Annotated in this window: 26 protein-coding genes; 11 read left to right on the forward strand and 15 right to left on the reverse strand. The window is 72.7% G+C overall.

The genetic code is table 11. The features are described from left to right. Positions 1-15: 15 nt before the first annotated feature. The 3 genes from IEY33_RS02225 to IEY33_RS02235 form a co-directional block, all read right to left on the reverse strand. On the reverse strand, positions 16-2,553 hold the full coding sequence (locus IEY33_RS02225) for a G8 domain-containing protein (protein ID WP_188960572.1): 2,538 nt from the start codon (positions 2,551-2,553) through the stop codon (positions 16-18). 109 nt (positions 2,554-2,662) lie between these two features. Further along, the gene (locus tag IEY33_RS02230; protein ID WP_229670743.1) at positions 2,663-3,643 is read right to left on the reverse strand and encodes a phosphohydrolase; all 981 of its coding nucleotides are present in this window, start codon (positions 3,641-3,643) and stop codon (positions 2,663-2,665) included. Positions 3,644-3,869: 226 nt separating this feature from the next. Continuing rightward, a complete protein-coding gene (locus tag IEY33_RS02235; protein WP_188960573.1) occupies positions 3,870-4,667 on the reverse strand; it encodes an enoyl-CoA hydratase/isomerase family protein in 798 nt (265 codons plus the stop codon). Between the two features lie 367 nt (positions 4,668-5,034). Here IEY33_RS02235 and IEY33_RS02240 point away from each other — a divergent pair, with 367 nt between their 5' ends. Further along, a complete protein-coding gene (locus IEY33_RS02240; RefSeq protein WP_188960574.1) occupies positions 5,035-6,261 on the forward strand; it encodes an S-layer homology domain-containing protein in 1,227 nt (408 codons plus the stop codon). Positions 6,262-6,339: 78 nt separating this feature from the next. Here IEY33_RS02240 and IEY33_RS02245 read toward each other — a convergent pair whose 3' ends face one another. Continuing rightward, entirely contained in the window at positions 6,340-7,047 is a 708-nt protein-coding gene (locus tag IEY33_RS02245) for an ABC transporter ATP-binding protein (protein ID WP_229670689.1), read from the reverse strand. Between the two features lie 88 nt (positions 7,048-7,135). Here IEY33_RS02245 and IEY33_RS02250 point away from each other — a divergent pair, with 88 nt between their 5' ends. Next, positions 7,136-7,558 (forward strand): DoxX family protein, encoded by a 423-nt coding sequence (locus IEY33_RS02250; RefSeq protein ID WP_188960576.1) that lies wholly within the window; start codon positions 7,136-7,138, stop codon positions 7,556-7,558. On the opposite strand, the gene IEY33_RS02255 is transcribed toward IEY33_RS02250, so the two are convergent. Continuing rightward, positions 7,530-9,446, reverse strand: a complete 1,917-nt coding sequence (locus IEY33_RS02255) for an acetate--CoA ligase (RefSeq protein ID WP_188960577.1) — start codon at positions 9,444-9,446, stop codon at positions 7,530-7,532. The genes IEY33_RS02250 and IEY33_RS02255 overlap by 29 nt on opposite strands. A gap of 116 nt (positions 9,447-9,562) precedes the next feature. Here IEY33_RS02255 and IEY33_RS02260 point away from each other — a divergent pair, with 116 nt between their 5' ends. Next, positions 9,563-10,387, forward strand: a complete 825-nt coding sequence (locus IEY33_RS02260) for a type III pantothenate kinase (RefSeq protein WP_188960578.1) — start codon at positions 9,563-9,565, stop codon at positions 10,385-10,387. 12 nt (positions 10,388-10,399) lie between these two features. On the opposite strand, the gene IEY33_RS02265 is transcribed toward IEY33_RS02260, so the two are convergent. Further along, positions 10,400-11,101, reverse strand: coding sequence for a hypothetical protein (locus IEY33_RS02265; protein WP_188960579.1), 702 nt, complete (start codon positions 11,099-11,101; stop codon positions 10,400-10,402). Between the two features lie 202 nt (positions 11,102-11,303). Here IEY33_RS02265 and IEY33_RS02270 point away from each other — a divergent pair, with 202 nt between their 5' ends. Beyond that, positions 11,304-11,597 (forward strand): hypothetical protein, encoded by a 294-nt coding sequence (locus IEY33_RS02270; protein WP_188960580.1) that lies wholly within the window; start codon positions 11,304-11,306, stop codon positions 11,595-11,597. 117 nt (positions 11,598-11,714) lie between these two features. Here IEY33_RS02270 and IEY33_RS02275 read toward each other — a convergent pair whose 3' ends face one another. The 4 genes from IEY33_RS02275 to IEY33_RS02290 all read right to left on the reverse strand — a co-directional run bounded on the left by IEY33_RS02275 (position 11,715) and on the right by IEY33_RS02290 (position 14,639). Continuing rightward, positions 11,715-12,098, reverse strand: coding sequence for a hypothetical protein (locus IEY33_RS02275; RefSeq protein WP_188960581.1), 384 nt, complete (start codon positions 12,096-12,098; stop codon positions 11,715-11,717). Beyond that, on the reverse strand, positions 12,095-12,622 hold the full coding sequence (locus IEY33_RS02280) for a DinB family protein (RefSeq protein ID WP_188960582.1): 528 nt from the start codon (positions 12,620-12,622) through the stop codon (positions 12,095-12,097). The genes IEY33_RS02275 and IEY33_RS02280 overlap by 4 nt, the downstream gene beginning before the upstream one ends. Before the next feature lie 58 nt (positions 12,623-12,680). Then, positions 12,681-13,544 (reverse strand): formate dehydrogenase accessory sulfurtransferase FdhD, encoded by an 864-nt coding sequence (locus IEY33_RS02285; protein ID WP_229670690.1) that lies wholly within the window; start codon positions 13,542-13,544, stop codon positions 12,681-12,683. Positions 13,545-13,787: 243 nt separating this feature from the next. Beyond that, a complete protein-coding gene (locus tag IEY33_RS02290) occupies positions 13,788-14,639 on the reverse strand; it encodes a metallophosphoesterase family protein (protein ID WP_188960583.1) in 852 nt (283 codons plus the stop codon). A 57-nt stretch (positions 14,640-14,696) separates the two neighbouring features. Between IEY33_RS02290 and IEY33_RS02295 the strand changes: the two genes are divergently transcribed. Next, positions 14,697-16,172: a xylulokinase gene (locus IEY33_RS02295; RefSeq protein WP_188960584.1), complete on the forward strand. Its 1,476-nt coding sequence runs from the start codon at positions 14,697-14,699 to the stop codon at positions 16,170-16,172. Positions 16,173-16,290: 118 nt separating this feature from the next. Beyond that, positions 16,291-17,244 carry a cysteine synthase A gene (gene cysK, locus IEY33_RS02300; protein ID WP_188960585.1) on the forward strand — a complete coding sequence of 318 codons (954 nt, stop codon included), beginning with the start codon at positions 16,291-16,293 and terminating at the stop codon, positions 17,242-17,244. Between the two features lie 144 nt (positions 17,245-17,388). Here cysK and IEY33_RS02305 read toward each other — a convergent pair whose 3' ends face one another. The 3 genes from IEY33_RS02305 to proB form a co-directional block, all read right to left on the reverse strand. Continuing rightward, positions 17,389-18,045 (reverse strand): nucleotidyltransferase domain-containing protein, encoded by a 657-nt coding sequence (locus IEY33_RS02305; RefSeq protein ID WP_188960586.1) that lies wholly within the window; start codon positions 18,043-18,045, stop codon positions 17,389-17,391. Positions 18,046-18,110: 65 nt separating this feature from the next. Further along, positions 18,111-19,403 (reverse strand): glutamate-5-semialdehyde dehydrogenase, encoded by a 1,293-nt coding sequence (locus IEY33_RS02310; protein ID WP_188960587.1) that lies wholly within the window; start codon positions 19,401-19,403, stop codon positions 18,111-18,113. Positions 19,404-19,473: 70 nt separating this feature from the next. Next, positions 19,474-20,565: a glutamate 5-kinase gene (gene proB, locus IEY33_RS02315; RefSeq protein WP_188960588.1), complete on the reverse strand. Its 1,092-nt coding sequence runs from the start codon at positions 20,563-20,565 to the stop codon at positions 19,474-19,476. 124 nt (positions 20,566-20,689) lie between these two features. On the opposite strand from proB, the gene IEY33_RS02320 reads away from it, so the two are divergent. Then, the gene (locus tag IEY33_RS02320; RefSeq protein ID WP_188960589.1) at positions 20,690-21,247 is read left to right on the forward strand and encodes a GNAT family N-acetyltransferase; all 558 of its coding nucleotides are present in this window, start codon (positions 20,690-20,692) and stop codon (positions 21,245-21,247) included. Between the two features lie 75 nt (positions 21,248-21,322). Here the strand turns inward: IEY33_RS02320 and rpiA are convergent, their stop codons facing one another. Both rpiA and prxQ read right to left on the reverse strand, forming a co-directional pair. Then, on the reverse strand, positions 21,323-22,012 hold the full coding sequence (gene rpiA / locus IEY33_RS02325) for a ribose 5-phosphate isomerase A (protein ID WP_188960590.1): 690 nt from the start codon (positions 22,010-22,012) through the stop codon (positions 21,323-21,325). After that, positions 22,005-22,508, reverse strand: a complete 504-nt coding sequence (gene prxQ, locus IEY33_RS02330) for a thioredoxin-dependent peroxiredoxin PrxQ (protein WP_188960591.1) — start codon at positions 22,506-22,508, stop codon at positions 22,005-22,007. Before prxQ ends, rpiA begins: the two co-directional genes overlap by 8 nt. A 98-nt stretch (positions 22,509-22,606) precedes the next feature. On the opposite strand from prxQ, the gene deoC reads away from it, so the two are divergent. From deoC to IEY33_RS02350, 4 genes are all read left to right on the forward strand, one after another. Next, positions 22,607-23,269, forward strand: coding sequence for a deoxyribose-phosphate aldolase (deoC, locus tag IEY33_RS02335; RefSeq protein ID WP_229670691.1), 663 nt, complete (start codon positions 22,607-22,609; stop codon positions 23,267-23,269). Between the two features lie 45 nt (positions 23,270-23,314). Then, positions 23,315-23,902 carry a Maf family protein gene (locus IEY33_RS02340; RefSeq protein WP_229670692.1) on the forward strand — a complete coding sequence of 196 codons (588 nt, stop codon included), beginning with the start codon at positions 23,315-23,317 and terminating at the stop codon, positions 23,900-23,902. A 73-nt stretch (positions 23,903-23,975) separates the two neighbouring features. Beyond that, positions 23,976-24,800, forward strand: coding sequence for a rod shape-determining protein MreC (gene mreC / locus IEY33_RS02345; protein WP_229670693.1), 825 nt, complete (start codon positions 23,976-23,978; stop codon positions 24,798-24,800). Then, positions 24,797-25,318, forward strand: coding sequence for a rod shape-determining protein MreD (locus IEY33_RS02350; RefSeq protein ID WP_229670694.1), 522 nt, complete (start codon positions 24,797-24,799; stop codon positions 25,316-25,318). Before mreC ends, IEY33_RS02350 begins: the two co-directional genes overlap by 4 nt. Positions 25,319-25,396: the final 78 nt, after the last annotated feature.

Below are 25,396 nucleotides of genomic sequence, written 5' to 3' on the forward strand. Positions count from 1 at the left end.
GTCCGGCGTTGGCGTCTACTGGCAGAGGGGGGTGGTGCAGAGTTCGACTTCGGCGGCCTGCTCGGTGGGTTTCACCATGAGTTTCAGGGACAGCGTGCCGCCGCTGAGGGCGTACGCGTCGCCCTGCGTGGCGTCGAGGGCGGCGGCGTCCACCTGTTTCAGGGCGTTGCGGGCGTCCACCCACCAGTCGCGGTACAGGTAGGGCGTGCCGGTGTAGGGCAGGTCCACGCGCAGCGACTGGCCGGGCTTCAGCTGTTCCAGACCGAGGCGCAGGTGGTTGATGCGCGGCAAGCCCAGCGCGTACCGGCCGCCGACGGGGAGGGTGGTGGAGTAGGACGTCCCGGCGGACGGCGTGCCGACCAGCGACACCTGGCCGCCCGCGCCAGTCACGGTGACGGTGCCGGGCTTCTCGCCGCTGACGGACGAGAACCACAGGCGCAGGAACGGTCCGGCGCACACGCTGGCATTCCATGCGGCGGTGCGGGTGCAGCCAGGCGTGAGGAGCGGGTTGCTGGCGACGACGGTCCGGCCGGGCGTGCCGGTCACGCTGCCGTCCCGGTCGAGGAACGCGGCGGCGAGGTCGCCGTCCTTGCCGGGCGTGGGGTCTTCGAGCAGGACGCGGTTGGAAGCGTCCAGCCATTTCAGGCCGCTGGCGGCGTTCTGCGGGCTGAGCGAGAAGGGGTTCCGGCGGTTGTACCCGAGGCCGCTCGCGCCGCGTTGCGCGGTGGGCGTGAAGCGCGCGAGGGTGGCGTTGCGGACCTCGACGGTGCCGTCGTAGAACTCGAAGCCGCGGATGGGGAAGGTCGCGTCCCACGGGCGCGGGAGGGAGCGGCCGCCGTCGCCGGTCGCTTCCCAGCTGGGCGGGTGCCCGGCGTTGCTGGTCTCCCCCACCAGCAGCGTGCCGTCGCTGGCGGTGTCCTGCGCGGCGAAGGTCACGCCGACGGCGTTGTCGGCGAGGGTGCCGCCCTGCAGGAGTTGCGTGTCGCCGCGCAGCCACACGCCCCGGTCGCGGTTCTTGAAGGCCGTGAAGTCCCTGAAGGTCGCCTGCACGGGCGCGCTCCTGGAGTCGGCGGGGGTGGTGCGGGGGCGGTAGCTCATGACCTCGGTGCTGCTGCCGTCCGCCTGGTTGCCGTTGTCGACGTTCAGGCCTCGGGTGGCGCTGTGCGCGACGTTGCCGCTGAAGGTGCCGAGCGGGGTGCGGCGCGGCCACGTGTTCGCTCCGGCGGCGGCGCTGAGGCCGGTGGGGTGTTCCGGCAGGGCGTACCAGAAGCCGGTGCCGTCCACGCCTGCGGCGACGTTGCCGGTGAAGGTGTTGGCGGGGTTGGTGATCCAGTACCCGGCGGGCGTCTTGTCGCTCGTGAGGAGCGGCGTCTCGCCGAGTTTGCTGTCGGGCGCGCGGACGCGCATGGCGAGGTTGCCGCTGAAGGTGTTGCCGGTCTCGGCGCCGTCCTCCATGAAGAAGCAGTGGCCGGTCGTGCCGTACGCGACGTTGCCGCTCACGGTGAGGTCGTTCGTGCCGTGCACGGTCACGCAGCGGTTGTACAGGTCGTGCAGGCTGCTGTCCCGCAGGTACGACCCGGACGCGCTGCCCAGCATGTGGAAGTGCAGCGGATAGCGGCGCAGGGTGTTGCGCTGGCCCATGCGGTTCAGTTCGGTCCCTTCGATGCGGGCCGTGCCGCCGGTCATGACCATGACGTGCCCGCCCCGGCCGCTGGTCACGCTGTCGTCGCCGGACTGCACGAGGACGTTGCGGCTCAGGAGGCCCACCTCGGCGCGCTCGTCGACGGCCTGCAGCGGCGCCTGCTCGCGGTCGCCCCAGTGGGTGTTCGTGAGCGGCTGCGCGAGCGTCACGGTGCGCCCGGAGACGCTGCGGACGACGGCCTGCTCGCTCTGCGCGGGGTCGTAGTCGGTGCTGGCCAGCGCGATCAGGTCGCCCTGCTGCCAGTCGGGCGGCGTGTCGAGCGTCAGGGTGCTGCTGCCCGCGCGGGCCGTCTGGGCGAGGCGCGTCCAGGGGAGGCGTTTCTGGCCGTGCAGTTCGAGGTGGCCGCCCATCACGCCGAGCACGCGGTCGCCCATGCCCATCACGTCCTCGCCGGGCGTGGCGTCCGTGAGGGTGATGGTGGCGCGGTGCGTGTAGGGCGCGGCCTCGGTGCCGATCGTCAGGGTGCCTTCCAGCATGATCCAGTCGGTGCTGAGGGTCAGGTCGCCCGTGTCCGCGAAGGTGAGGGCGCTGCCGCCGGGGACGGTGAGGCCCGCGAGGGCGGGCGGGCTCACGTCGAGCAGCATGCTGACGCCCGCGGGCACGCTGACCCTGTCGCCCTGCACGGGGACCTTCCCGCCGGGCCAGCTGGCGGGGTCGCTCCAGCGGGCGGTGGGGGCGGGGACGCTCGGCGGGACCGGGGCGGGCGCCGGGGTCGGGGCGGTGGGGGTGCCCGTCGTCGGAGTGCCGGTGGTGGGCGTACCGGCAGTGGGTGTGGTGGGGGCGGTGCTGCTCCCGCCACCGCAGGATGCGAGGAGCAGGGCGAGGGTGCAGGCCAGCAGCGGCTTGAGCATACCTTCAGGGTACAGGGGCGGCCGGGCACGGGACGTGAAGAACTTGGCCGCCCGCCGGGAGTTCCGGGGGCGGCCAGCCGGGCCTGTCGTGAAGGTGGTCAGGGTGCGGTCAGCGGGTCTCGCTGTGAACGTCGAGGCTGCCCGCCACCGCGTCCCGCACGCGCTTCTGCGAGTCGTTGACCTCCACGCTGGCCCGCTCGCCGTCCTCGAGGTTCATCACGAAGTGATCCCCTTCCAGCCGCACGGAACTCACGATCTGCTCGTCGCCCTGCGGGCGCGTGCGGGCGCGCAGCTCCACGTAACGGCTGAGCGGCGTGCGGATCACCTTCGGGGCGAGCACCTCCTCCACCTGGAAGATCCCGCCGGAGTTGTTCATGGTCACGTCGATCAGCACGGGCTTGCTGTCGCCGCGCGTGATGACGACCTGATCCACCGCCAGCGCCGAGATGCTGTGAATGTCCACCGAGCCGAGCGAGAAGGCCTTGCGGCCGCGGCCCTTGGTGATGTCGGTCCCGTCGGCGACAGCGACGATGCCGCCCTCCACCGTGAGCGGCGGCGGGTTCAGGTCGTGGCAGTTGATGCCGTGCAGGATGAAGGCGCGCACCTTCGTGCGTTTGAACACGTCCGGGTACAGCGGCTCTAGGATGCGGTCGATGATGGGCCGCGCGAGGTGCACGCCGTGCTGCTCGTGCCCGGCGCGGTGCACCTGGTTGCCGATGTCGTGCAGCATGGTGGACAGCAGCACCACGAGGAACACGTCGCCCTCGTCGCCGATGCCGCTCTCGATCAGGTCGGGGCGCACGCCGCCCTCCAGCAGCAGTTCGAGGATGGCGAGGCTGGACGCGCCGGTCACGAAGGCGTGCACGCGCCCGTGGTCGTTGTACCCGAGCTTGCGCATGGTGATGTAGTTCGCCATGTCCCAGCACGCGAGCGCTTCCGGGTCGCGGATGAGCGCCTCGAAGGCGGCCGTGGCGAGCGGGTAGTCGCGCAGGTCCTCGCGGATGGCCGCGCCGAGCGCCTCGATGAGCTTGGCACGCGGCGTGGCGAACTCGATGGTGCGCTGACCGGTGCGGCCCGTCAGTTCCTGCATGGTGCCGCCGGACACGTTGATGGTCAGCATGTCGCCGGTCGGGCGGTCGTCGGGCGGAGGGACGTTCACGCGTGCCCCCGCGTGGGGCGCGCGTGCGGGCAGGGGAGCGTGAGGCGGGCGGGGAGGAGTGAAGGGTGGCGCGTCACGTGGACCTCCTGGGACGGCGGGCGGTCAGCCGGTGAGCGGTCACGGGCCGACCCGGGTGGACGGGAAGACAGGCGGCGCGTCACTCGCCCTTGAAGTTCGCCTTGCGCTTGTCGAGGAAGGCCTGCGTGCCTTCCTTGAAGTCCTGCGTGGCGACCGTCATGCCGAACATGTCCGCCTCGATCTCCAGGCCGAGTTCCAGGGTGGTGTCCAGGCCGCGCCGCACCGCTTCCTTCACGAGGGACAGGGCGATGGGAGCGTTCTTGAGCATGGTTTCGGCCACCTCGCGCGCCTTCTGGAGGGGGTTGTCGGCCACGTAGTTCACGAGGCCCATCGCGAGGGCCTCCTCGGCGCCCACCTGGCGGGCCGTGAGCATCATGTCGAGCGCGCGGCCCGCCCCGATCAGGCGTGAGAGGCGCTGCGTGCCGCCGAAGCCGGGCAGCAGGCCGAGCGTCACTTCGGGCAGGCCGACGCGGGCGGTCTTCGCGGCGACGCGCACGTCGCAGGCGAGCGCGAGTTCCAGTCCGCCGCCAAGCGCGTACCCGTTGATGGCCGCGATGGTCGGGATGGGCAGCGACGCGATGCCGTGCATGACGTCCTGCCCGGCGAGCGCCATCTCACGGCCCGCGAAGACGCCTTCCAGCTGCGCGAGTTCGGAGATGTCGGCGCCCGCGACGAAGGCCTTGTCGCCCGCGCCCGTGATGATGAGGGCGGCGATCTCGGCGTTCTCGGCGACGATGTCGGTCACCTGCGCGAGTTCGGAGAGCGTCTCGCCGTTCAGGGCGTTCAGGGCGCTCTGGCGGTTCACGGTGAGCACGGCGAGCGGGCCGTGCTGGTCGATCTGCAGGGTTCTGAACTCGTATTCCTCGAACATGGTCATGGGTTCAGTCTGCCATACCGGCCCCGCGTGAACGGCGCGGCCGCGCTCCTGGCCGCATGCCATGACTTCGGAGCGTCCGGGAGGCCCGAACCCGATGAGAAAGCACTCATGAGGCGTATGACCCAAGGTCCAGTTAGCTTTGTCATCTGAGAACGTTCTCAGGCGTGCTGCATGGCTTCCGGCGTTCTCATCAGATGATAGCCCATATGAGAGAGTCGCACGCAGACCTCATAAGTGAAGAACGTGCCGTGCGTTACAGCTCACCCGGAGCGGCCCGCCTCCATCTGAATTCACAGGCCGCTCACGCGAAGTTCTTACGGTGAGAGTCAGGCAGCTACGAAGTGGCCGCAACCGAGGAGAACCAACCATGCACATTCAGAACACCAAAATCCTGACCATCGCTTCCACCCTGGCCCTCGCTCTCGGCGTCGCCGGCGCGCAGACCGCTCCCGCCGCCACGACCGCCACCACCACGCAGGTCACCACCTTCACCGACGTGCCCGCCGGCCACTGGGCCAAGGACGCCGTCGACGTGATCGTGCAGAAGGGCCTCATCCAGGGCTTCCCGGACGGCACCTTCCGTGGCAACGAGAACCTCACCCGTTACCAGGCCGCGCTGATCTTCTACCGCCTCCTGCAGAGCGGCACCCTGAGCAGCGGCAGCGTCAGCAGCACCGACATGACCACCATTGCCAACGGCATCCAGGAAGTGTCCACCGAGCTCGCCAGCGTCAGCAGCCGCGTCAGCGACCTCGAGAAGCTGACCGCCGACCAGCAGGCCCGCATCACGGCCCTGGAGACGCAGGCCGCGACCCTCAACAGCAGCGCCGCCAGCACCGACACGACCGCCCTCACCGCCCGCATCGACGCGCTCGAGACGGCCGTGAAGAACATCCCCGCAGGCCCCACCGGCCCTCAGGGTCCCGCTGGCCCTGCCGGCAGCGCCGCGAACACCACCGCCCTCGAAGCTCGCCTCGCGGCACTCGAAGCGCGCGTGAACGCCCAGCCCGCCACCAGCACCACCACGACCACCACCAACAACACCACCAACCCCAGCACCATCGTGATCGGTGACACCGGCACGCCCGCCACCACGGCCAGCAACGCGGGCCGCCTGTACGTCGGCGCGAACTACGACTACTCGCTCGGCGGCAACCAGGAGCGCGGCAGTTACGGCGCCGTCGTCGGCACGACCCAGGCGATCGGCCCGGTCGGCGCGCAGGTCTCCGTGGACTACGAGCCCAAGAACGGCACCATCAACGCCGACGCGAGCGCCACCTACCGCATCAACGACGGCGGCACCATCTCCCCCTACGTCGGCGCCGGGTTCGGCCTGACGAGCAGCAAGACCCGCGACACCGCGAACCGCAACGTGGCCGCCACGACCGGTACGAGCACCGACTACTCCGTCAACGGTCTGGTCGGCGTGGACTACAAGTTCACGGACAGCATCGGCGTGTACGCCGAGGCGATGGGCCGCTACTACATCACGAACAGCGGCATCGGCACCGGCCTCGACGGCAACACCACGACCGGCGCGAACAAGTCCGGGTTCGGCAGCACCGCCAAGGCGGGCCTGAAGTTCTTCTTCTGATCGCCTGAACAGATAGACCCCGAACGCCCCCTCCGTACGGAGGGGGCGTTCTCGTGCGTCACGGACGGGGCGGGGGCTTCAGTGGGCGCTGAGGTGCCCGTCGAGGAGGTGCAGGCGGCGGTCGGCGCGGGTCGCCATGTGTTCGTCGTGCGTGACGAGCAGCACGCCGGTCCCGTGCTGGCGGGCGAGGGCGATCATGAGGTCGCTGACGGCGACGGCGTTGCCGCTGTCGAGGCTGCCGGTGGGTTCGTCGGCGAGCAGGATGGCGGGCCGCGCGACGAGGGCGCGGGCGAGCGCGACGCGCTGGCGTTCCCCGCCGCTCAGCTGGGCAGGCATGGCGTGCTCGCGGCCCTGGAGGCCCACGGCGTGCAGCAGGGTGCGGGCGGCGTCCGTGAGGTCCTGGCGGAGCAGGAGACCCGGCACGCGCAGGTTGTCGAGGACCGTCAGGTCCTGCAGCAGGTAGTGGTGCTGGAAGACCAGGCCGACGGACGCGGCGCGCAGGCGGGCGCGGCCCTGACTGTCGAGCGTGTCGGCGCGCGTGCCGCCCCACAGGACCTCACCGTGGTCGGGACGGTCGAGTCCGCCCAGGAGGTGCAGAAGGGTGCTCTTGCCGCTGCCGGACGGGCCGGTCACGGCGACCACCTCGCCGCGCGCGACGCTGAGGGTCACGCCGTGCAGTACGTCCTGCCCGCCGAAGCCATGCCGGACGGCCCGGGCCTCCAGGGCGGGCGGGTGGGTGGCGGGTGCTGGCGCGGCAGAGGCGGGGTGGGTGGCTGGCGGGGTCACGGGCCGATGGTAATGCATCCCCGTGAGGGCCGCCCGGCGTGGGCCGTGCCGGGTGCGGCGCTCATGCGGGCGTGGCAGGCTGACAGGCATGAAACGGCAGTGGGGCGTGTGGGGGCTGGCGGCGGTGTTCGTGGGGGCGGGCGCGCTTCACCTGCTGCGGCCCTCGGTGTTCGATTCCATCGTGCCGCGCTGGGTGGCGCCGGGCGTGTTCCCGTCCGCGCGGAGCGTGACGCTGCTGAGCGGCGTGGCGGAACTGGCGGGCGGGCTGGGCCTGCTGTTCCCGCGGTCTCGGCGTGCAGCCGGGTGGGGGCTGGCGGCGCTGCTGGTGGCGGTGTTCCCGGCGAACGTGGAGATGGCGCGCACGCCGGAACGGTTCGGGCTTCCGGCGTGGGTGCTGTGGGTGCGCCTGCCGCTGCAGCCGCTGCTGGTGTGGTGGGCGCTGTGGGCGGGCCAGGGCGGCTGGAGGCAAGGGGCGGGCCGGGTCAGTCGGGGGCGTTCAGGGCCTGCCTGATCACGTCGAGCGCCTCGGGGTTCTCGAGGCTGGTGAGGTCGCCCGTCACGTCGCCCGTCACGAGCAGGTCGCGCAGCAGGCGGCGCATGATCTTGCCGCTGCGGGTGCGTGGCACGGTGCTCACGATGACCACGCGGTCCGGCCGGGCGAGGCGGCCCACGCCCTGCACGACGGCGTCCGCGAGTTCCGCTTCGAGGGCCGGGCTGGGGAGCGTGCCTGCCCTCGGGACGACGAAGGCGACGGGCACGGTGCCGCGCAGGGGGTCGGGCCGCGCGACGACGGCCGCCTCGGACACGGCGGGGTGCGTGGTGAGGGCCGCTTCGAGTTCCATGGTGCCGATGCGGTGCCCGGCGACGTTCATCACGTCGTCCACGCGGCCCGTCACCCACAGCTGCCCGTCCGCGTCCATGAGGGCCGCGTCGGACGCGGCGTAGTGGCCGGGGTGGTCGCTGAGGTACACGGCGCGGTAGCGGTCGTGGTCGCCCCAGACGGTGCGCGCGAGGCTGGGGAACGGTTCGCTGAGCGTCAGGACGCCCAGTTCGCCGCTCGCGGCGGGCTGCCCGTCGTCCCGCAGGACCTGCGCGCGGTAGCCGGGGAGCGGTTCGCCGCAGGAGCCGGGGCGGGTGGGGGTCAGGCCGACCATGCTGCTCGCCCACGCGGTGCCTGTCTCGGTCTGCCCGTACGTGTTGTTCACGAAGATGCGGCCACCGCCGAGCGTGCCCTGCGTCCAGTGCCACGTTTCCGGGTCGAGCGGCTCGCCGACCAGCGCGACGAGCTGCAGGCGCGTGAGGTCGTGCCGGGCGACGGCGTCGTCCCCGGCGCGGCGCAGCATCCGCAGCGCGGTGGGCGCGGTGAACATCTTGGTGACGCCGTACCGTTCGAGCAGCGCGTACGGCCGTTCGGGCGTGGGGTGGTCGATGCCGCCCTCGTACACGACGAGCGTGGCGCCGTGCGCGAGGCCGCCCACGAGCGCGAAGATCGGGAAGGTGAGCCAGCCGACGTCGGCCGTGCACCAGTACACGTCGTCCGGGCGGAGGTTCAGGGACCACAGGACGTTGGCGTACGTGCCGACGAGGAAGCCTGCCGCGCTGTGCACGAGGCCCTTGGGTTTGCTGGTGGTGCCGCTCGTGTAGATGATGAAGCCCGGCTCGTTCGCCTCTACGGGCACGGGTTCCGCGTGGCGGGTCTGGGCGTCCAGCAGGGCGTGGAAGTCGTGCTCGCCCTGCTGCAGGGGCGCGTCCCGGTCCACGCGGCGCGCCACGACGACCGCGCCGACGCTGTCCACGCCCGTCATGGCTTCGCGCAGGGTGCTGAGCAGAGGCACGGGACGGCCGCGCCGCAGGGTGGCGTCCGTGCAGATCACGACCTTCGGTTGGGCGTCCGTGAGGCGGTCCCGGACGGCGCTGGCGCTGAAGCCCGCGAAGATCACGCTGTACACCGCCCCGATGCGGTAACACGCCTGAATGGCGATGAACGCCTCCGGGGCGTTGCTGAGGTAGATGCCGACCCGGTCGCCGCGCGTCACGCCGAGGTCCTGCAGGCACGCCGCGAACCGGGCGGTGGCCCGCGTGAGTCGGCCGTACGTCCACGTCTCGCGCAGGCCGTCCTCGCGCTCGTAGTGCAGGGCGACGCGGTGCGGGTCGTGCCGGTCGAGGCAGTTGACGCTCACGTTCAGGGTCGCGCCGGGAAAGTACCGGAAGTCGCCGAGCGTGCCGTCCAGGCCGCGTTCCGGCGGGGTGATCCAGTCGAGGTGCCGGGCGATCTCCAGCCAGTACGCTTCGGGCGGCAGGTCGCGCAGCCGCTGCGCTTCTTCGGGCGTGACGGGCGCGTCCCGGCGCAGGGTGTCGGTGGGCGGGACGAGCGGGGCGCGGAGCAGGACGTCATCCATACGGACCTCCGGGGGGCGTGCGTGGCGTGGCCGGGCGGGACGGGTCCCGCGCCAGCAGTGGTGCGGCGGTGATGCTGTCCGGGTCAGTGTAGCGCCGGGGGCGGTATCCTGCGCCCATGCCTGCGCGCTCCACCCGTTTCCCTCTGCTCGCCGTGGATATCGGCAACACCAGCACCGTGCTGGGCCTCGCCGAACCCTCCCCGCTGTCGGACGAGCTGACGCTCACGCACACGTGGCGGCTGCGCAGCAACCGCGACCTGCTCCCGGACGACCTCGCGCTGCAGCTGCACAGCCTGCTGAACCTGAGCGGCGCGACCCCGCCGGGCAGCGCCGTCCTGTCGAGCGTCGCGCCGCCGCTCGGGCAGAACTACCTGCTGGCGCTCCGGCAGCACTTCGCGGTGGAGGCGCTGGAGGTCAGCGCGGAGAACCTCCCGGACGTGCGGGTGGAGCTGGACCAGCCGACCGCGGTGGGCGCGGACCGCCTGTGCAACCTGTACGGCGCGGGCCGCTACCTGGACGGGTACGAGTACGCGGTGGTGGTGGATTTCGGGACGAGCACGAACTTCGACGTGATCGGGCGCGGGCGGCGCTTCCTGGGCGGGGTGCTCGCGACGGGCGCGCAGGTGTCGGCAGACGCGCTGTTCTCACGCGCGGCGAAACTGCCGCGCATCGCGCTGGAAGCGCCGCTGAGCGCCATCGGCAAGAACACGGTGCACGCGCTGCAGTCGGGCCTCGTGTACGGGTACGCCGAGATGGTGGACGGCCTGCTGCGCCGCGTGCGCGCCGAGCTGGACGCGCCCGCCGTGACCGTTGCGACGGGCGGTTTCGCGCGGACCATTCAGGGCATCTGCCGCGAGATCGACCATTACGACGAGACGCTCACCCTGCGCGGCATGGTGGAACTGTGGGTCAGTCAGACGCAGGGCGTGCGGGACCGCTGACCGGGCGGGACCTCAGCGGACGCGGACGAACTTGCGGGCGGCCGCGTTCCAGTTGAGCTGCAGGGGCCGCGTCACCAGGGCGACCTGAATCCCGGCGTCGTCGCACGTGGCCTGCACGTCCGGCGGGACGGTCGCGAGGGCCGTCAGGGTGGTGTCGTAGCGTGAGGGGAGGTACTGCACGCCGAGCGTGACGCCCGCGAGGCAGTCGGGGACGGGACCGTCGATGAGGTCGTCGTCCGCGATGAGCGGCACGAGTTTCGGTTCGGGCAGCAGCGTGTCCGGCTGGCCCTGGCGCTGCAGCACGAAGCGGGTGCGGGCGCTGCAGCGGTCCTGCACGCACCACTCGTCGTTGAGCAGCAGGACGTTGCCGCCGCTCCCGCCGACGTACAGCGCGGCGCGCAGCACGCCGACCGTCTCGCGGCCGTCCGGGAGGCGGGCCACGCCGCGCAGTTCGGCATAGGCGTGCGCGTCGTCGTACAGGGGGCGGAGGCGGGCGGTGGCCGTCCCCCAGTCGAGGCCCTGGGCGCGCAGGGTGGCGAGCGGGGTGGTATCGCCGCTGGCGGGCGTCCACGCGGCGTACTGCGCGGCGAGCAGGGCCGTGATGCCGCGCGCGGGCGCGGCGGCCCACGCCGTGCCGGTCACGGCGATGGCCGTGCCGAGCAGACCCGTGACGGCCCGGCGGGACGCACGGCATGAGAGAACCTTGAGAGCCATGAGCTCCGAGTGTAGCGCGCGGCGCGGCGTCCGTACCGCACGAAACCGCGCATTGAACGGCACGTTCACCCCGCATGGGGGCGGGGCATTTGCCTCGTGCCGCGCTCACCTTAAGGCCCTATGATGACGGCAAGCGAAACTCCAGCACGGCCCGGACCTCAGCACCCCCCGGCGCCGGCAACTCACACCAAGGAGCAGAATCATGAAGCTGGTTCGGCAGGCGCACGAATTCGAGTATCGGGACGGACAGGGCATCGACCGCCTGGGTCATGCCGACGTGTGGGCCACGGCGCAGGGCGACCGCGCCGTGCTGGTGCTGCGCAACGTGGACGGCGGGCTCGGCGGGAACCAGCGCCTCGCACTGCTCGAGAACGCGCGCCGCGCCCTGCACATGCTCGCCAGTTCACTCCTGCCCTTCCTGGTGCCGCGCGCCCGGCTGGACGTGTGGGTGCTGCGCCCCGGCGAGGAGAAACCCCGCGCCCTCATCCTCCCCTGAGGACAGGCGCAAAGCGGGCGGGCCGAACCAGTGGGGTTCGGCCCGCCTCGCTGTTTCCGGCTGCGGGCATCACGCCCTGCACGCGGCGTCACCTGCCCCTGCCGACCGGGGTGCGGGTCACTCCAGCACGTAGCGCAGGCCGTCTTCCAGCGTCACGTCCGCGATCCGGTCGCGCGTCAGGATGACGTTGCGCCGCCACGGCATCCATTCGGTGCTGCCGGTGGTGGAGCGCAGGAAACCGCGCCGTCCGACCTCCGCGCCGCGCAGCAGGCCGTCCTCGAAGCCGGAGCGCAGCAGGGCGTGCAGCTGCTCGCGGTCCAGGTCGCCGGTCAGGCGCGCGCCGCGCACCTCGTCACCCTGCCCGTACAGTTCGGCCGGGAGGCCCCAGCCGCTGAGGGTCTGGGCAGCGAGGGCGCGCGACAGCGGCTGCGCGAAGCTGAGCTGCGTGTCCAGCTCGTGGCCGCGCACGCCTGCGGGGCGCTGTTCGGGCGCGCCCGTCACTGGCCTTCCTCCAGCTGGCGGCGGTGGTGCCGGATATGGTACGTGACCATGCGGAACCAGTCGTGCGCGTCGAGGTCGCCGAGGAAGGGGTGGTACGCGACGCGGCCGAGGTCGGCGGCCGCGAGGCGTTCACCGACCCCGGTGAGCTGCGCGTGACTGGCCTCCCAGCGGGCCGAGAGGGCTTCCCAGGGCTGTCCGGCGGACGGTTCGAGGTTCGCGGGGGCCAGGCGTCTGCCGTCCTGCGTGTGGCCGGGCGTGCGCTCCATGGGGCGCAGGGCCTTGTCGGACAGCAGCAGGGCCACGAGCCTGCCGACGTTCTCGTTGACGAGCAGGACGTGTTCCGCGACCTGCGCGGGACTCCAGCGGCCCTCGGAGGGCGCCTGCAGCCAGTGGTCCTGGCTGCCCCGGACGCCTTCCTCGAAGCGGCCGAAGGCCTTGTGGAGTTCGGCGAGCATTTCGGGTTGCGTCTCTCCGAACGCGACGAGGACCCGCGTCCCCTGGGAGGGCTCTGATGGTGTGGTCATGCCCCAGTGTACCGCCCGCACGCACCCTGCCCACAGCGTCACACGGCGCGGGGCACGCTCAGGTGTGCAGGCGTTCGCTGCCCGCGTACACGTTCAGGCGGCCCTGGCGCACGAAGCCGACGAGGGTGAGCCCGAGACTGACGGCCGTGTCCACCGCGAGGCTGCTGGGCGCGCCGACCGTCACGACGACCGCGACGCCTGCCAGGAGGGCCTTCTGCACGATCTCGAAGCCCGCGCGGCTGCTGGTGACGAGCACGCGGTCCGTGAGCGGCAGGTCGCCGCGCAGGCTGGCGGCCCCCACGAGTTTGTCGACGGCGTTGTGCCGTCCGACGTCCTCGAAGGCGTCCAGCAGGATGCCGTCCGGCGTGAAGAGGCCCGCCGCGTGCAGCCCGCCGCTCGCCTGGAAGGCGGGTTGCGCGGCCCGCAGGCGTTCCGGCAGGGCCGCGATCAGGTCCGGCGCGAGCGGCGGGACCGTCCAGCGGGGCGGGGCGGCGCGCAGCATGAGGCGCTCGACGCTGCCGCTGCCGCAGATGCCGCAGGCGCTGGTGGTGGTCGTGCCGCGCCGCGCGGCGAGGAGCACGTCCCGGTCACCGCTGACCCACATGACGTTCGGCGCGTCCGGGTCCGGCCAGACGCGCGTCACGGCGCCGCGCAGGCCCTCGGCGTGCAGCCAGCCGTGCACGAGCGGCAGGTCGTGACCGGGGGTACGCATCGTGACGTTCAGCGGCGTGCCGGGACCGCCCGCACCCTCGTCCGCGTCCGTACCGGCGTCCGGCAGGCGCAGTTCCAGCGGTTCCTCGACCGCCACGTCGTCCGGCTCGGGGTCGCTCCACGCACCGTACGCGTAGCGGCGCACGGGCAGGCGCGCGAGCAGCTCCCCGGCAGGCGAGGTGTCGTCCGGACGGGGCGGGAGCGGAGTCACGCGGCGAGTATAGCCACGGGTACGGGCGCGGCGGTGCAGGCCGGGTTCACGCTCTCCTGAACCGTTCCCGTCATACGATGTCGATCCGATTCCGGGGCAGAACAGCGCCCTGCAGGACGCCTGCCCGCTTCTTGGGCAGAACGGACGCCCTGCAGGACGCCTGCCCGCTTCCAGCTCCTCCAGACCGTCCTTGTTGGCACCCTTATGTTCGGCTGAACTCCAATCGTTCAGCTCAAGACCGTATCAGGCGGGCAGGAACAGGTCCGGGTGCAGTGCCGTGAAGTCGCGGTACGCGCCTGCGTCCCTGGGGCGGCGATGCTCCGCCGTGAAGTCCCAGAACGGCGTGTAGATGCTGCGCGCACTGTGCAGCTCGTCGAGGAAGATGCGGGCGCTCAGGCCGCCGTGCTCCAGCAGCCCGGAGGTGCGGAAGCGCCGGGTGACGCCGCTCCGGTCGTACGGGACGGCGCGAATGGTGGGCGTCCACTGGCCGCCCTGCCCGTCGAGCAGCAGGTAGCGGGCGCGCGGGTCGCCGTCGAAGGGCGCGCCGACCGCGCCCGTATTGATGAGCCAGCGCCCGCCGTCGTCGCGCAGCAGCGGCCGGTGAATGTGGGACGCCACGAGCACCTGCGCGCCGGACGCGGAGAACAGTTCCGCCGCGCGTTCCGGCGTGGTGAACGCCCCGACCGCCTCGCGGTAGTGGTGCGGCGAGCCGTGCGCGACCACCACGTCCGGCAGGTCCGGCGTGTGGGGCCGCAGGGTCATGGGCCACCCGCGAATGACGTCCAGCAGGCCCGCGCGGTGCAGCTGCCGCGCACTCCAGTCGGTCGCGCCCCAGAAGGGGTCGGTGAACCAGTCGGCGGGCAGGTCGGGGCTGCGCTCCTGCCACAGCAGCATCAGGTCGTCGTGGTTGCCGAGCGTGAAGGTCGCGCCGGGCAGCGCGAGGACGCGTTCCAGGCAGGCGACGCTGTCCGGGCCGCGGTTGACGACGTCGCCGTTCACGATCACCCGGTCCGGGTTCTGGCCCTGCAGGTCGCTCAGCACGGCGTCCAGGGCGTCGAGGTTGCCGTGAATGTCGGCGATGACGGCGAGGCGCACCCGCCGAGTATAGAGCGCCGCCCGCGCTGCCCCCGCCCGGTGTGCTTCACTCTGGTCATGACGCCGACCCCGTCCGGCCCGCACCCCGACCGCCCCTCCCCTGCCGCCGGGGGCGTGCTGGCGCTGGACCTGGGGACGGGCAGCGTCAAGGTGGGCCTGATCGGCCCGGGCGGCGAGGTGCTGGCGAGCGCGAGCAGGCCGTACCCGGTGCGCGCCGACCGGCCCGGCTGGGCGGAGAGCCTGCCGGGCGAGTGGTGGGCGGCGACCGTGGACGCAACCCGCGAGGTGAGGGCCGCGCGGCCGGACGTGGCGGTGCGGGCGGTGGGCCTGAGCGGGCAGATGCACGGCGTGGTGCTGAGCGGCGCGAACGGGGAGGCCCTGCGCGGGGCGGTGCTGTGGTCCGACGGGCGCAGCACCGCCGAACTCGCCCGCTACCGGGCCCTGCCGGAGGCGCGGCAGGAGGCGCTGCGGAATCCGGCCGTGACGGGCATGGCCGGGCCGACGCTCCTGTGGCTCGCGCGGCACGAGCCGGAGGTGCTGGCACGGGCGCGCTGGGCGCTCCAGCCGAAGGACTGGCTGCGCCTGCACCTGACGGGCGAGGCGTTCAGCGACCCTTCGGACGCGTCCGGAACGCTGCTGTACGACCTGACGCGGGACGCCTGGGACCACGCCCTGCTGACCGATTGGGGGCTGGACGCGCGCCTGCTGCCGCCACTGCGGGCGTCCGGCGCGCAGGCAGGCCACCTGCAGGCCCGCGCGGCCACGGCGCTCGGCGTCCCGGCGGGGCTGCCCGTCGCGACCGGGGCGGGCGACACGGCCGCGAGCCTGCTGGCGGGAGGCCTGCCGGACGGGGAGGCGCAGCTGACGGTCGGGACGGGCGCGCAGATCGTGCAGCCGAGCGGCACGCTGCCCGGCCCGGTCACGGGCGGGCACGTGTTCCGGGACGCGGGGCGCGGCTGGTACGCGCTGGCCGCCGTGCAGAACGCGGGCACGGCGCTGGAGTGGGCGCGGCGCGCCCTGAACCTGTCGTGGCCGGACTTCTACGCGGCGGCGCAGGCGGCGGGACCGCTGCAGGGACCGGTGTTCCTGCCGTTCGTGACGGGCGACCGCACCCCGCACCTGGACGCGCACGCCCGCGCCGGGTGGATCGGGGCGGGCCTGGAGCACGACGCGCGCCACCTCGCCCGCGCCGCCTTCGAGGGCGTGGCGCTGTCCATCTCGGCGGCCGCCGCGGTGCTCCCACTCCGGCCCGGCCCGCTGTGGCTGGCGGGCGGCGGCACGAGCGACCCGTGGTGGCGGCAGCTCCTCGCGGACGCCCTGAGGCGCGACCTGCGGCCCGTCGCGGTGCCGGGCGCGTCGCTGGTCGGGGCGGGCCTGCTCGCGTGGCAGGCGCTCGGCCACCACCCGGACCGGCCACCCCTGACCGGGAGCGCGCCCGTGACGGCCCGCGAGGACGGTATTCCGGCCGGGACGCGGGCGCGGTTCACGGCGGCGTACCCGGCCCTGAAGGACTGGTTCCGCTCTCCCGCCTGACGCGCGGTCCGGTCAGGGCAGGGCTGATGGGGCCTGCGGGCAGGTCGGAGGTTCCGGTGCGCTGGCCTGTGCATAGGGGCGCACGGTCCGGCGGGGCGGGGCGCTCTAGAGTGATCGCATGATTGACGCAGTGATCGGCCACACCCCCCTGGTGCAACTGAAGCGCATCGTGCCGGACGGCAGCGCGGACGTGTTCCTGAAACTGGAGGGGCAGAACCCCGGAGGCAGCATCAAGGACCGCACCGCGCTCGGCATGGTCGAGGACGCCGAGGCGCGCGGCCTGCTGAAACCCGGCGGGCTGATCGTGGAACCCACCAGCGGCAACACCGGCATCGGGCTCGCGCAGGTCGCCGCGTCACGCGGGTACCGGCTGATCCTGACGATGCCCGCCCAGATGAGCGAGGAACGCAAGCGCACGCTCGCCGCGTACGGCGCGGAACTCGTCCTGACGGACCCGGAGCGCCGCATGCTGGCCGCCATCGAGGAAGCCGAGAAGATCGCGCTGGAACAGGGCGGCTGGATGCCGAACCAGTTCGCGAACCCCGCGAATCCGGCCGTGCACGAGCGCACGACGGGACCGGAACTGTGGGAGCAGATGGAGGGCCGCATCGACGCGTTCGTGTACGGGAGCGGCACAGGCGGCACCATCACGGGCGTGGGCCGGTACCTGAAACGTCAGGACCCGGGCGTGCGGATCGTGGCGGTCGAGCCGAGGCGCAGCAACGTCCTCTCGGGCGGCGAGCGTGGCGAGCACGGCTTCCAGGGGATGGGGCCGGGCTTCATTCCGGAGAACCTCGACCGGAGCCTGCTGGACGAGGTGGTGCAGGTGTGGGAGGAGGACGCGTTCCCGCTCGCGCGCCGCGCCGCGCAGGAGGAGGGAATCTTCATGGGCATGTCGAGCGGCGGCATCCTGTGGGCGGCGGTGGAGGTCGCGCGGCGACTGGGGCCGGGAAAGCGCGTGGCGAGCATCGCGTGCGACAGTGGCGCGCGCTACCTGACGACGGCACTGTTCAGCGGCGCGGGCGACACGCCCGCCGGGTACCGCGTCCGGTCACGTGAACGCCTGACCTGACCATGCCGGGTCCGCCGCCCCGCGCGGCATACGGTGTCGATCCGATTCCAGGGATGCCGGAAACAGCACCAGCGTCCCTTCTTGAGCAGCACAGCGCCCATGACTGGCCCAGCTCCGCAGGAAGGGACGCCCCTCCACACCGGATCAGGGGTGCGGCGGGACAGGTGCGGGGTCGGTGGCACTCTCCACCCAGTTCAGGTCGGCGGTGACGCGCACGGCCAGGGCCTCCAGCGCCGCCTGCCGTTCCGCGTCTCTGGTGGCGGTCAGGACGCGGCTCAGGAGGTCCGAGGCGGCAGGGTCGCGTCCTGACAGGTCCGGCAGCCACTGGCGGGGTTTGGTGTCCCACCAGCCGCGCTGCGCGTACAGGGCGCGCACCAGCCTGCGTGTCGTGTCGAGGGCCACCAGGGCGTGCAGGGGCGTGTCCTGCGTGGCGCGCGCCTCCCACACGGCGTCCACCAGCACGTGCCGCGTGAAGGGCGTGAGGGGTTCCGGGGGGCGTCCGGCGTGCAGGCGCTCCCGCGCCGCCGTCTGCAGTTCGCTGAGAACCGGGTGGGGCGTCATGACGCGGCCCTCGGCGAGCATGAAGAGCGTGCTGGCGTCCCCGTCGCGGACGTCGTGCCGCAGCTGGGCGGCCGGGTTGTAGAACGCTTCGGCGGGCGTGCCGAGCACGGCGAAGCTCTCGCGCCAGCGGGTCTCGCCGCTCACCAGCGCGAGGAAATCCAGGTCGGAGTGCCGGTCCGCCTCGCCGCGCGCGGCACTGCCGCACCAGAGCACGCCGAGCACGCCGGGCGTGTCCTGCACGTGCCGGAGTGCCTGTGCGAAGCCCGCCGCACCTCGCGGCGGGTCCGGGGTGGGCGGCGTTCCGTTCAGGCGCGCACCTGTCCGTCGCCCAGCACCACCCATTTCGTGGTGGTGAGTTCCGTGAGGGCCATCGGGCCGCGCGCGTGGAGTTTCTGCGTGCTGACGGCCACCTCGGCCCCCAGGCCCAGCTGCCCGCCGTCGTTGAAGCGGGTGCTGGCGTTCACGATCACGGCGGCGCTGTCCACGCCCGCCACGAACGCGTCCGCCTGCTGCGCGTCGCGCGTCAGGATGGCGTCCGTGTGCCCGCCGTGCGCGGCGATGTAGTCCATCGCGTCGTCCAGGCCGTCCACGGTCCGCACGCTGAGTTTCAGGGCGAGGAACTCGGTGCCGTAGTCGGCGGGCTGAGCGGCCGGGACGGTCAGGCCCGCCGCGTGCAGGACGGTGCGGGCGGCGTCGTCCGCGACGACGTGCACGCCCGCGCCGAGCAGGTCGCGCACGATGTCCGGCAGCGCCGCGCGGGACGAGTCGGGCGTGACGAGCAGCGTGTCGAGGGCGTTGCAGGCGCTGGGGCGCTGCACCTTGGAGTTGTGCACGACGGCCACAGCACTCCGGACGCCCGCGCCGTCCTGCACGTAGGACGGGTCCAGGTACAGCTGCACGACGCCCACGCCGCCCACGATGACGGGCACGGTCGCGTTCTCGACGCAGAAGCGGTGCAGGCCCGCCCCGCCGCGCGGGATGATGGCGTCCACGAGGTCGTCGAGCCGCAGGAGTTCCAGCATGCGGGCGCGGTCGGGGTCCGTGATGACCTGCACGGCCCCGGCGGGAATGCCGTGCGCGGCGAGCGCCTCGCCGATGCGCGCGACGAGGACGGCGTTGCTGTGCAGCGTCTCGCGTCCGCCACGCAGGATGACGGCATTGCCGCTCTTGACGGCGAGCGTGGCGACGTCCACCGTGACGTTCGGGCGGGCCTCGTAGATGACGCCCAGCACGCCGAGCGGCACGCGGCGCTTCATGACGTGCAGGCCGTTGGGGCGCGTGGCGCGCTCCAGCGTCTCCCCCACCGGGTCCGGCAGGGTCGCGACGTGCTCCACGTCGGACGCGACGCCCTCCAGGCGGTCCGGGGTGAGCGTGAGGCGGTCCACGAGCGCGGCGTTCAGTCCGGCCGTCCGCGCGGCCTGCACGTCGAGCGCGTTGGCGGCCAGGATTTCGGGTGCGTGGGCGCGGAGGCTGGCGGCGACATCGCGCAGCGCGGCGTTCTTCTGTTCGGTGGGCAGCACGCCCAGGCGGCGTCCGGCCCTCCTGGCGGTTTCGGCCATCTGACGCACGGTCAGGGTGGAGGGAAGGGTGGCGGTCATGCCTTCAGCATACGGCGCTCCCGGCCTCCTTCCGCCGGAACGCCTATGCGACCCTCCCGTGCGGGGCGGGTCACAGCAGGATCAGGTCGTCGCGGTGCACGACTTCCGGGCCGTAGTCGTAGCCGAGGACGGCCTGCGTGTCGCTGCTGCGCTTCCCGGCGAGGCGCGACAGGTCCTGGCTGCGGTAGCGGGTGAGGCCCCGCCCGAGTTCCGTGCCGTCCGGCGTGAGGAGCCGCACCGTCTGCCCGCGCTCGAAGTCGCCCTCCACGCCGCGCACGCCGACCGCGAGGAGGCTCCCGCCACGCTCGCGCAGCGCCCGGGCCGCCCCGGCGTCCAGCAGCACGCGGCCCGGCGCGATCTCGGCCAGGATCCAGCGTTTGCGCGCCTCGAGCCGCGAACCGTTCGCCAGGAAGCGCGTGCCGATGGCCTCGCCGTCCACGGCGCGCACGAACGCCTCGCGCGCGTCGCCGGGCGCGATCACGACGGGCGTCCCGGCGCGCGTGGCGATCTCGGCCGCCTGGATCTTGGTGTGCATGCCGCCCGTGCCGCGGTGACTGCCCGCCCCGCCCGCGAGGGCCCAGATGTCCGGCGTGATGCGCGTCACCTCCGGGATGAGGGTCGCGTCCGGGTGCGTGCGCGGGTCGGCGGTGTACAGGCCGGGCGCGTCCGTGAGGATCACGAGCAGGTCGGCCTCCACGAGGTTCGCCACGAAGGCGGACAGGGTGTCGTTGTCGCCCACCTTGATCTGCTCGACGGCGACCGCGTCGTTCTCGTTGATGACCGGCAGGACGCCCCGGCTGAGGCAGGCGCTGAGGGTGGTGCGGGCGTTCAGGTAGCGGGTGCGGTCGCGGAAGTCGTCGGCGGTCAGCAGGATCTGCGCGACCTTCACGCCGTACAGTTCGGCGAGCAGGCTGTACGTGTGCATCAGGGCGCTCTGGCCGACGGCGGCCAGGAGTTGCTTCTCGGCGAGCGTGCGTTCGCGCGGCGGGAAGTCCAGCGCTTCCCAACCGGCGAGGACCGCGCCGGACGTCACGAGGACCACCTCGTGACCCTGCGCGCGCAGCGCCGCGATCTGCCGGATGAGGTCCACCATCCTGGGGCGGTGCAGGCGGTCAGAACCGCCGGTGAGTACGGACGTGCCCAGCTTCAGTACGACGCGCATGGCAGGCATGATAGCGGGCCGCCCGGACGCGCCCTGCCGCTCGCCTAGCGCAGCGGGCACGGCCAGCGGCAGGGCGCGTGACAGGTGCGGCGGCGCGGGCCGGGGAATCGCCCTAGACTCCGGTATGCTGCCCGACACCGTGCCCACCGAGATCCGGACCGGACGCCTGCTGCTGCGCGCGCCCGCACCGCAGGACGGCCCGGCCCTGAGTGCCGCCGTGAACGCCTCGCGGCCCGAACTGCGCCGCTGGATGCGCTGGGCGCACGAACCGCTCGACGATGCGGCCGCGACCCTCAACCTGACGCGGGCCGCCGCACGGTTCGCGGATCGCAGCGAACTGCGGTCCCTGATCTGGGACGCCCGGGGCCGCACCCTGCTGGGCAGCAGCGGCTTTCACGCGCTGGACTGGGAGGTGCCCAAGGGCGAGGTCGGGTACTGGGTGCATTCGGCCCACACCGGCCATGGGTACGCGACGCAGGTCGCGCGGACGCTCGCGGAGGTGGGGGTATCGGTGCTGGGTCTGCGGCGCGTCGAGCTGCGCTGCGACGCCCTGAACGTGGCGAGCGCGGCGGTCGCGCGGCGTGCCGGGTTCGGCGTGGAGGGCCTGCTGCGGCATGACGAGCGAGCCAGCGACGGATCCGGCGCGCTGCGCGACATGCTGCTGCACGCCGTCGTGCGCTGAGCAGAACAGATCGGGCGGGTCGGCGGTGCGCTCGCCGACCCGCCCGACTGGACGGCGCAGGAACCGCTGGGCGCTTCAGGTCTGCGGGCTGAGCTCCTGCACGCCGTCCGGGGCGGCCACGAAGGCGCGCGTGGCCATGCCCAGGAAGAAGCCCGTGTCGATCACGCCGAGCGTGCCCTTGAGGGTGCGTTCGAGCGTGGCGGGCTGGGTCCCGGCGGGAATGGCGGCGTCGAAGATGTAGTTGCCGTTGTCGGTCAGGTAGGGTTGCGCGCCGGGCTGCCGGAGGCGGCCGCCGAGGCCCAGGGCGCGGAGGCGTTCGATGGTGCTCAGGAAGCCGAAGCGGGCGATCTCGACGGGCAGCGGGGCCTTCTCGCCGAGCTGCGTGACGAGTTTGGTGTGGTCGGCGATGATCACGAGCTGCCGGGCCTGCACCTCGGTGAGCTTCTCGCGCAGCAGGGCGCCGCCGAGGCCCTTGATGAGGTTGAGGCCCGGGTCGATCTCGTCCGCGCCGTCGATGGCGAGGTCCAGCGGGCGCGGGTCGAGCGGCTCGACCTGAATGCCGACCTGCCGGGCGAGCGCGTCGGACGCTTCGGACGTGGCGACGCCCACGATGCCCTTCAGTTCGCCGTCCGCGAGTCGCCGCCCGAGTTCCTCGATGGCGTACTTGGCGGTGCTGCCGGTGCCCAGGCCGACGCGCATGCCGTCCGTAACGAGCGCGGCGGCACGGACGGCCGCCTGACGTTTCAGGGCTTCGAGGTCAGGCATGGGCGGTCCGGTGCGCGTCGATGGCCTTCACGACGGCGTCCGCGTGCCCGTCGACCTTCACGGCGTACCAGGCCTTCACGACGCGTCCGTCCGGGCCGATCAGGAAGGTGCTGCGTTTGACGCCTTCGCTCGTCTTGCCGTACAGGACCTTCGTGCCGTACGAGCCGATGGCGCGCATGAAGGTCGCGTCCGGGTCGGACAGCAGCGGGAACGGCAGGCTGTGCTTCTCGGCGAACCTGCGGTGGCTGTCCGCGTCGTCGCGGCTCAGGCCGAGGATGACGGCCCCGTGCTGGCGCAGGGCGAGGTTGTCGCGGAAGTCGCAGGCTTCGGTGGTGCAGCCGGGCGTGTCGTCCTTGGGGTACACGTACAGCACGAGGTACTTCCCGGCACTGTCCGCAAGGGTGTGCGTGTGGCCGTCTCCGTCCTGCAGGGCGAAGTCGGGGAAGGCGTCACCGGGAGCGAGGCGCGGGGCCTCCTGGCTGGCATCTTGGGTCATGCGGTCAGGATAGTGCAGCGGGCCGGGGCGGCAGGCGGGGCGGGGGCAGCGTGGTCCGGGTCACCCGTCCTCATGGCCGGGGCAGTATGCTGGGGGGCGTGAATCTCGCGCCGTACATTGACCACACGCTCCTGAAAGCCACCGCGACACCCGCGGACATCGTGAAGCTCTGCACCGAAGCCCGCCAGCACCAGTTCAAGGCGGTGTGCGTGAACCCGCAGCACGTGGCGCTGTGCCGCTCCGAGCTGGAGGGAAGTGGCGTGCTGGTCGCCACGGTGTGCGGCTTCCCGCTGGGCGCCGTGACGAGCGAGCAGAAGGCCGTGGAGGCCCGCCTGAGCGTCGAGGCGGGCGCGGACGAGGTGGACATGGTGATCGCGATCGGGTCGGCGCTCGCCGGGGACTGGGCGTACGTGCAGGCGGACGTGGCGGCCGTGCGTGCGGCCATTCCGGGCACGGTCCTGAAGGTGATCATCGAGACGTGCTACCTGTCGGACGACCAGAAGGCGCGGGCGACGGAGGCGGCGGTGCTGGGCGGCGCGGACTTCGTGAAGACGAGCACCGGCTTCGGGACGGGTGGCGCGACGCTGGACGACGTGGCCCTGATGCGCCGCGTGATCGCGGGCCGCGCCGAGATCAAGGCGGCGGGCGGCGTGCGTTCCCCGGCGGACGCGGAGGCGATGATCGCGGCGGGCGCGACGCGGCTCGGCACGTCGGGCGGGGTGGGTCTGGTGTCGGGCAGCGCGAACGGCTCCGGCTACTGAGCGGTGACGGAGCCTCTTGTTCAGGCGCCTGCGGGCGCCCCTTCCGTGCAGCCCGCGTCCCTGATCCTGGCGTCGGGCAGTCCTCGCCGCCGTGAGCTGCTGACGCACCTGGGCGTGCCGTTCCGGGTGCTGGTGTCGGACATCGAGGAGCGCAGCGCGCACTCTGACCCGGCGCTGGTCGCGCGGGACCTCGCGGAGCAGAAGGCGCGGGCCACGGCGGCCCTGCCGGGCGGGGACGCGCCGCTCGTGCTGGCCGCCGACACGCTCGTCGCGCTGGACGGCGCGCTGCTCGGCAAGCCGGTGGACGCGGCGCAGAACGCGGCGTTCCTGCGGACGCTGTCCGGGCGGACGCACACGGTGTTCAGCGGCGTGGCCCTGCTCCACGCGGGCGAACTGTCGAGCGGCGTGACGGCCACGCACGTCACGTTCCGGGCCCTGACGGAGTCGGAGGTCGCGTACTACGCGGCGAGCGGCGAGGGGCTCGACAAGGCGGGCGGGTACGGCATCCAGGGCCTGGGGACAGCGCTCGTGGAACGCATCGAGGGCGAGTACAGCAACGTGGTCGGCTTCCCGCTCACGCTGGTGGCGGCCCTGCTGAGGTCGGTGGGCGTGCCCGTGTGGGGCCGCGCCTGATGCACGCCGCGCACCGTAGCCTGATGTACGCCACGCACCGCAGCCTGGTGCGGACCGCGCGCCGGGGGCACGCGTGAGCCTGCAGGGACCCAAACGCTTCCAGAAGCAGAGCGCGGGCCTGGTGTGGCGCCGCGCGGCACTGATGTACCTGCCGCTCATGGCGCTCAGCATGGTCGCCACGCGCTTTCAGGTGGTGGCGCCGCTGGCCCTGACGAGCGGCGTGCAGCCGGTCACGCGGGCCTTCCTGGTGGGCGCGCAGAACGTGACGCACGCGTACACGACGCTGGTGGACGACCGTGACCTGAGCGCCCGGTACTCCACGCTGCGCCAGCAGAACGACGTGCTGCGGCAACGCAACGAGCTGCTGCAGCGCGAGGTGTCGCGGCTGCGGCAGGTGACGCAGATCACGGCCACGCAGGCGCCGAGCGTGGTAGGAATCGCACAGGTGACGGCGGTGGACCCCTCGCCGCTCCTGAGTCGCCTCACCATCAACAAGGGCAGCGCGCAGGGCCTGCGCCTTCGGATGCCGGTCACGGTCCCGGCCGGCCTGATCGGGCAGGTGGTGGAGGTCACGTCCGGCAACGCGGTCGTGCTGGCGCTCGTGGACCCGGAGAGCCGGGTGGGCGTGACGCTCGCCCGCAACAAGGGCGGGCGCGGCCTCGCGTTCGGCGCGCCGCCGGACCGCATGAAGGCGCAGTTCTCGCTGGGCGTGGACGTGAAGGTCGGGGACGAGATCGTGACGAGCAGTCTGGGCGGCGTGTTCCCGGTCGGCATCAAGGTGGGGACGGTGGAGCGCGTGCTGCCGCTCGGTCCGAACGACGTGAACCGTCAGGTGATCGTGAAGCCCGCCGTGGACGTGAACGTCGTCGAGGACGTCACCGTGCTGGGGGGCCTGTGAGCCGCGCCGCGCGCGTCCTGCGCGCCATCGTTTACTTCGTGCTCCTGATCGGCCTGCAGGGGGCCGTCACGAGCCTGCTCACGCGGGTCGGCGTGACGCCGCCCGACCTGTTCCTGCTGACGGGCGTCGCGTACGCGCTGCGGCTGCGGGCGCTGCCCGCCGTGCTGGCCGGGTACGGGGTGGGGCTGCTGCAGGACGTGCTCGGTCACGGTCTGCTGGGCCTGCACGCGGCGGGCGTCGGGGCGGGCGTGCTGGTGCTGGTGGGCCTGCGGCGCTTCATCACGGATTCGGGCGTGTTTCAGAGCATCCTCACCGTGGTGGGCGCCATCCTGGGGCAGTGGGCGGCCTTCCTGATCCTCACGTACTGGCTGCGCGGGGGGCTGGTGACCGTCGACTCGCTCGTGCACGTCCTGCCGTGGGAGCTGGGCCTCACGCTGCTCGTGTACCCCGTGTGGAACCGCGTGATGGCGTGGGGTCTCGGGGCACGCCCGAGCGCCGAGGAAGAGATGGCCGCCTGAGCCGCCCCGCAGCCTGAATCCCTCCGCACCACCTCCCTCGCCCCTCATTCCCTCCAGAGGTTCCCGAACGCTGTGCCG

The sequence above is a fragment of the Deinococcus aquiradiocola genome, from assembly GCF_014646915.1.
GTDB classification, from domain to species: domain Bacteria; phylum Deinococcota; class Deinococci; order Deinococcales; family Deinococcaceae; genus Deinococcus; species Deinococcus aquiradiocola.

Bases quoted from the DNA above. Each gene is read 5' to 3' on its own strand.
- IEY33_RS02255 (WP_188960577.1), bottom strand. From the start codon at position 9,446: ATGGATGACGTCCTGCTCCGCGCCCCGCTCGTCCCGCCCACCGACACC.
- prxQ (WP_188960591.1), bottom strand. From the start codon at position 22,508: ATGACCCAAGATGCCAGCCAGGAGGCCCCGCGCCTCGCTCCCGGTGAC.
- IEY33_RS02295 (WP_188960584.1), top strand. From the start codon at position 14,697: ATGACGCCGACCCCGTCCGGCCCGCACCCCGACCGCCCCTCCCCTGCC.
- IEY33_RS02260 (WP_188960578.1), top strand. From the start codon at position 9,563: ATGCCTGCGCGCTCCACCCGTTTCCCTCTGCTCGCCGTGGATATCGGC.
- IEY33_RS02320 (WP_188960589.1), top strand. From the start codon at position 20,690: ATGCTGCCCGACACCGTGCCCACCGAGATCCGGACCGGACGCCTGCTG.
- IEY33_RS02250 (WP_188960576.1), top strand. From the start codon at position 7,136: ATGAAACGGCAGTGGGGCGTGTGGGGGCTGGCGGCGGTGTTCGTGGGG.
- IEY33_RS02270 (WP_188960580.1), top strand. From the start codon at position 11,304: ATGAAGCTGGTTCGGCAGGCGCACGAATTCGAGTATCGGGACGGACAG.
- IEY33_RS02265 (WP_188960579.1), bottom strand. From the start codon at position 11,101: ATGGCTCTCAAGGTTCTCTCATGCCGTGCGTCCCGCCGGGCCGTCACG.
- IEY33_RS02310 (WP_188960587.1), bottom strand. From the start codon at position 19,403: ATGACCGCCACCCTTCCCTCCACCCTGACCGTGCGTCAGATGGCCGAA.
- rpiA (WP_188960590.1), bottom strand. From the start codon at position 22,012: ATGCCTGACCTCGAAGCCCTGAAACGTCAGGCGGCCGTCCGTGCCGCC.
- cysK (WP_188960585.1), top strand. From the start codon at position 16,291: ATGATTGACGCAGTGATCGGCCACACCCCCCTGGTGCAACTGAAGCGC.
- proB (WP_188960588.1), bottom strand. From the start codon at position 20,565: ATGCGCGTCGTACTGAAGCTGGGCACGTCCGTACTCACCGGCGGTTCT.
- IEY33_RS02280 (WP_188960582.1), bottom strand. From the start codon at position 12,622: ATGACCACACCATCAGAGCCCTCCCAGGGGACGCGGGTCCTCGTCGCG.
- IEY33_RS02240 (WP_188960574.1), top strand. From the start codon at position 5,035: ATGCACATTCAGAACACCAAAATCCTGACCATCGCTTCCACCCTGGCC.
- IEY33_RS02235 (WP_188960573.1), bottom strand. From the start codon at position 4,667: ATGACCATGTTCGAGGAATACGAGTTCAGAACCCTGCAGATCGACCAG.
- IEY33_RS02230 (WP_229670743.1), bottom strand. From the start codon at position 3,643: ATGCAGGAACTGACGGGCCGCACCGGTCAGCGCACCATCGAGTTCGCC.
- IEY33_RS02225 (WP_188960572.1), bottom strand. From the start codon at position 2,553: ATGCTCAAGCCGCTGCTGGCCTGCACCCTCGCCCTGCTCCTCGCATCC.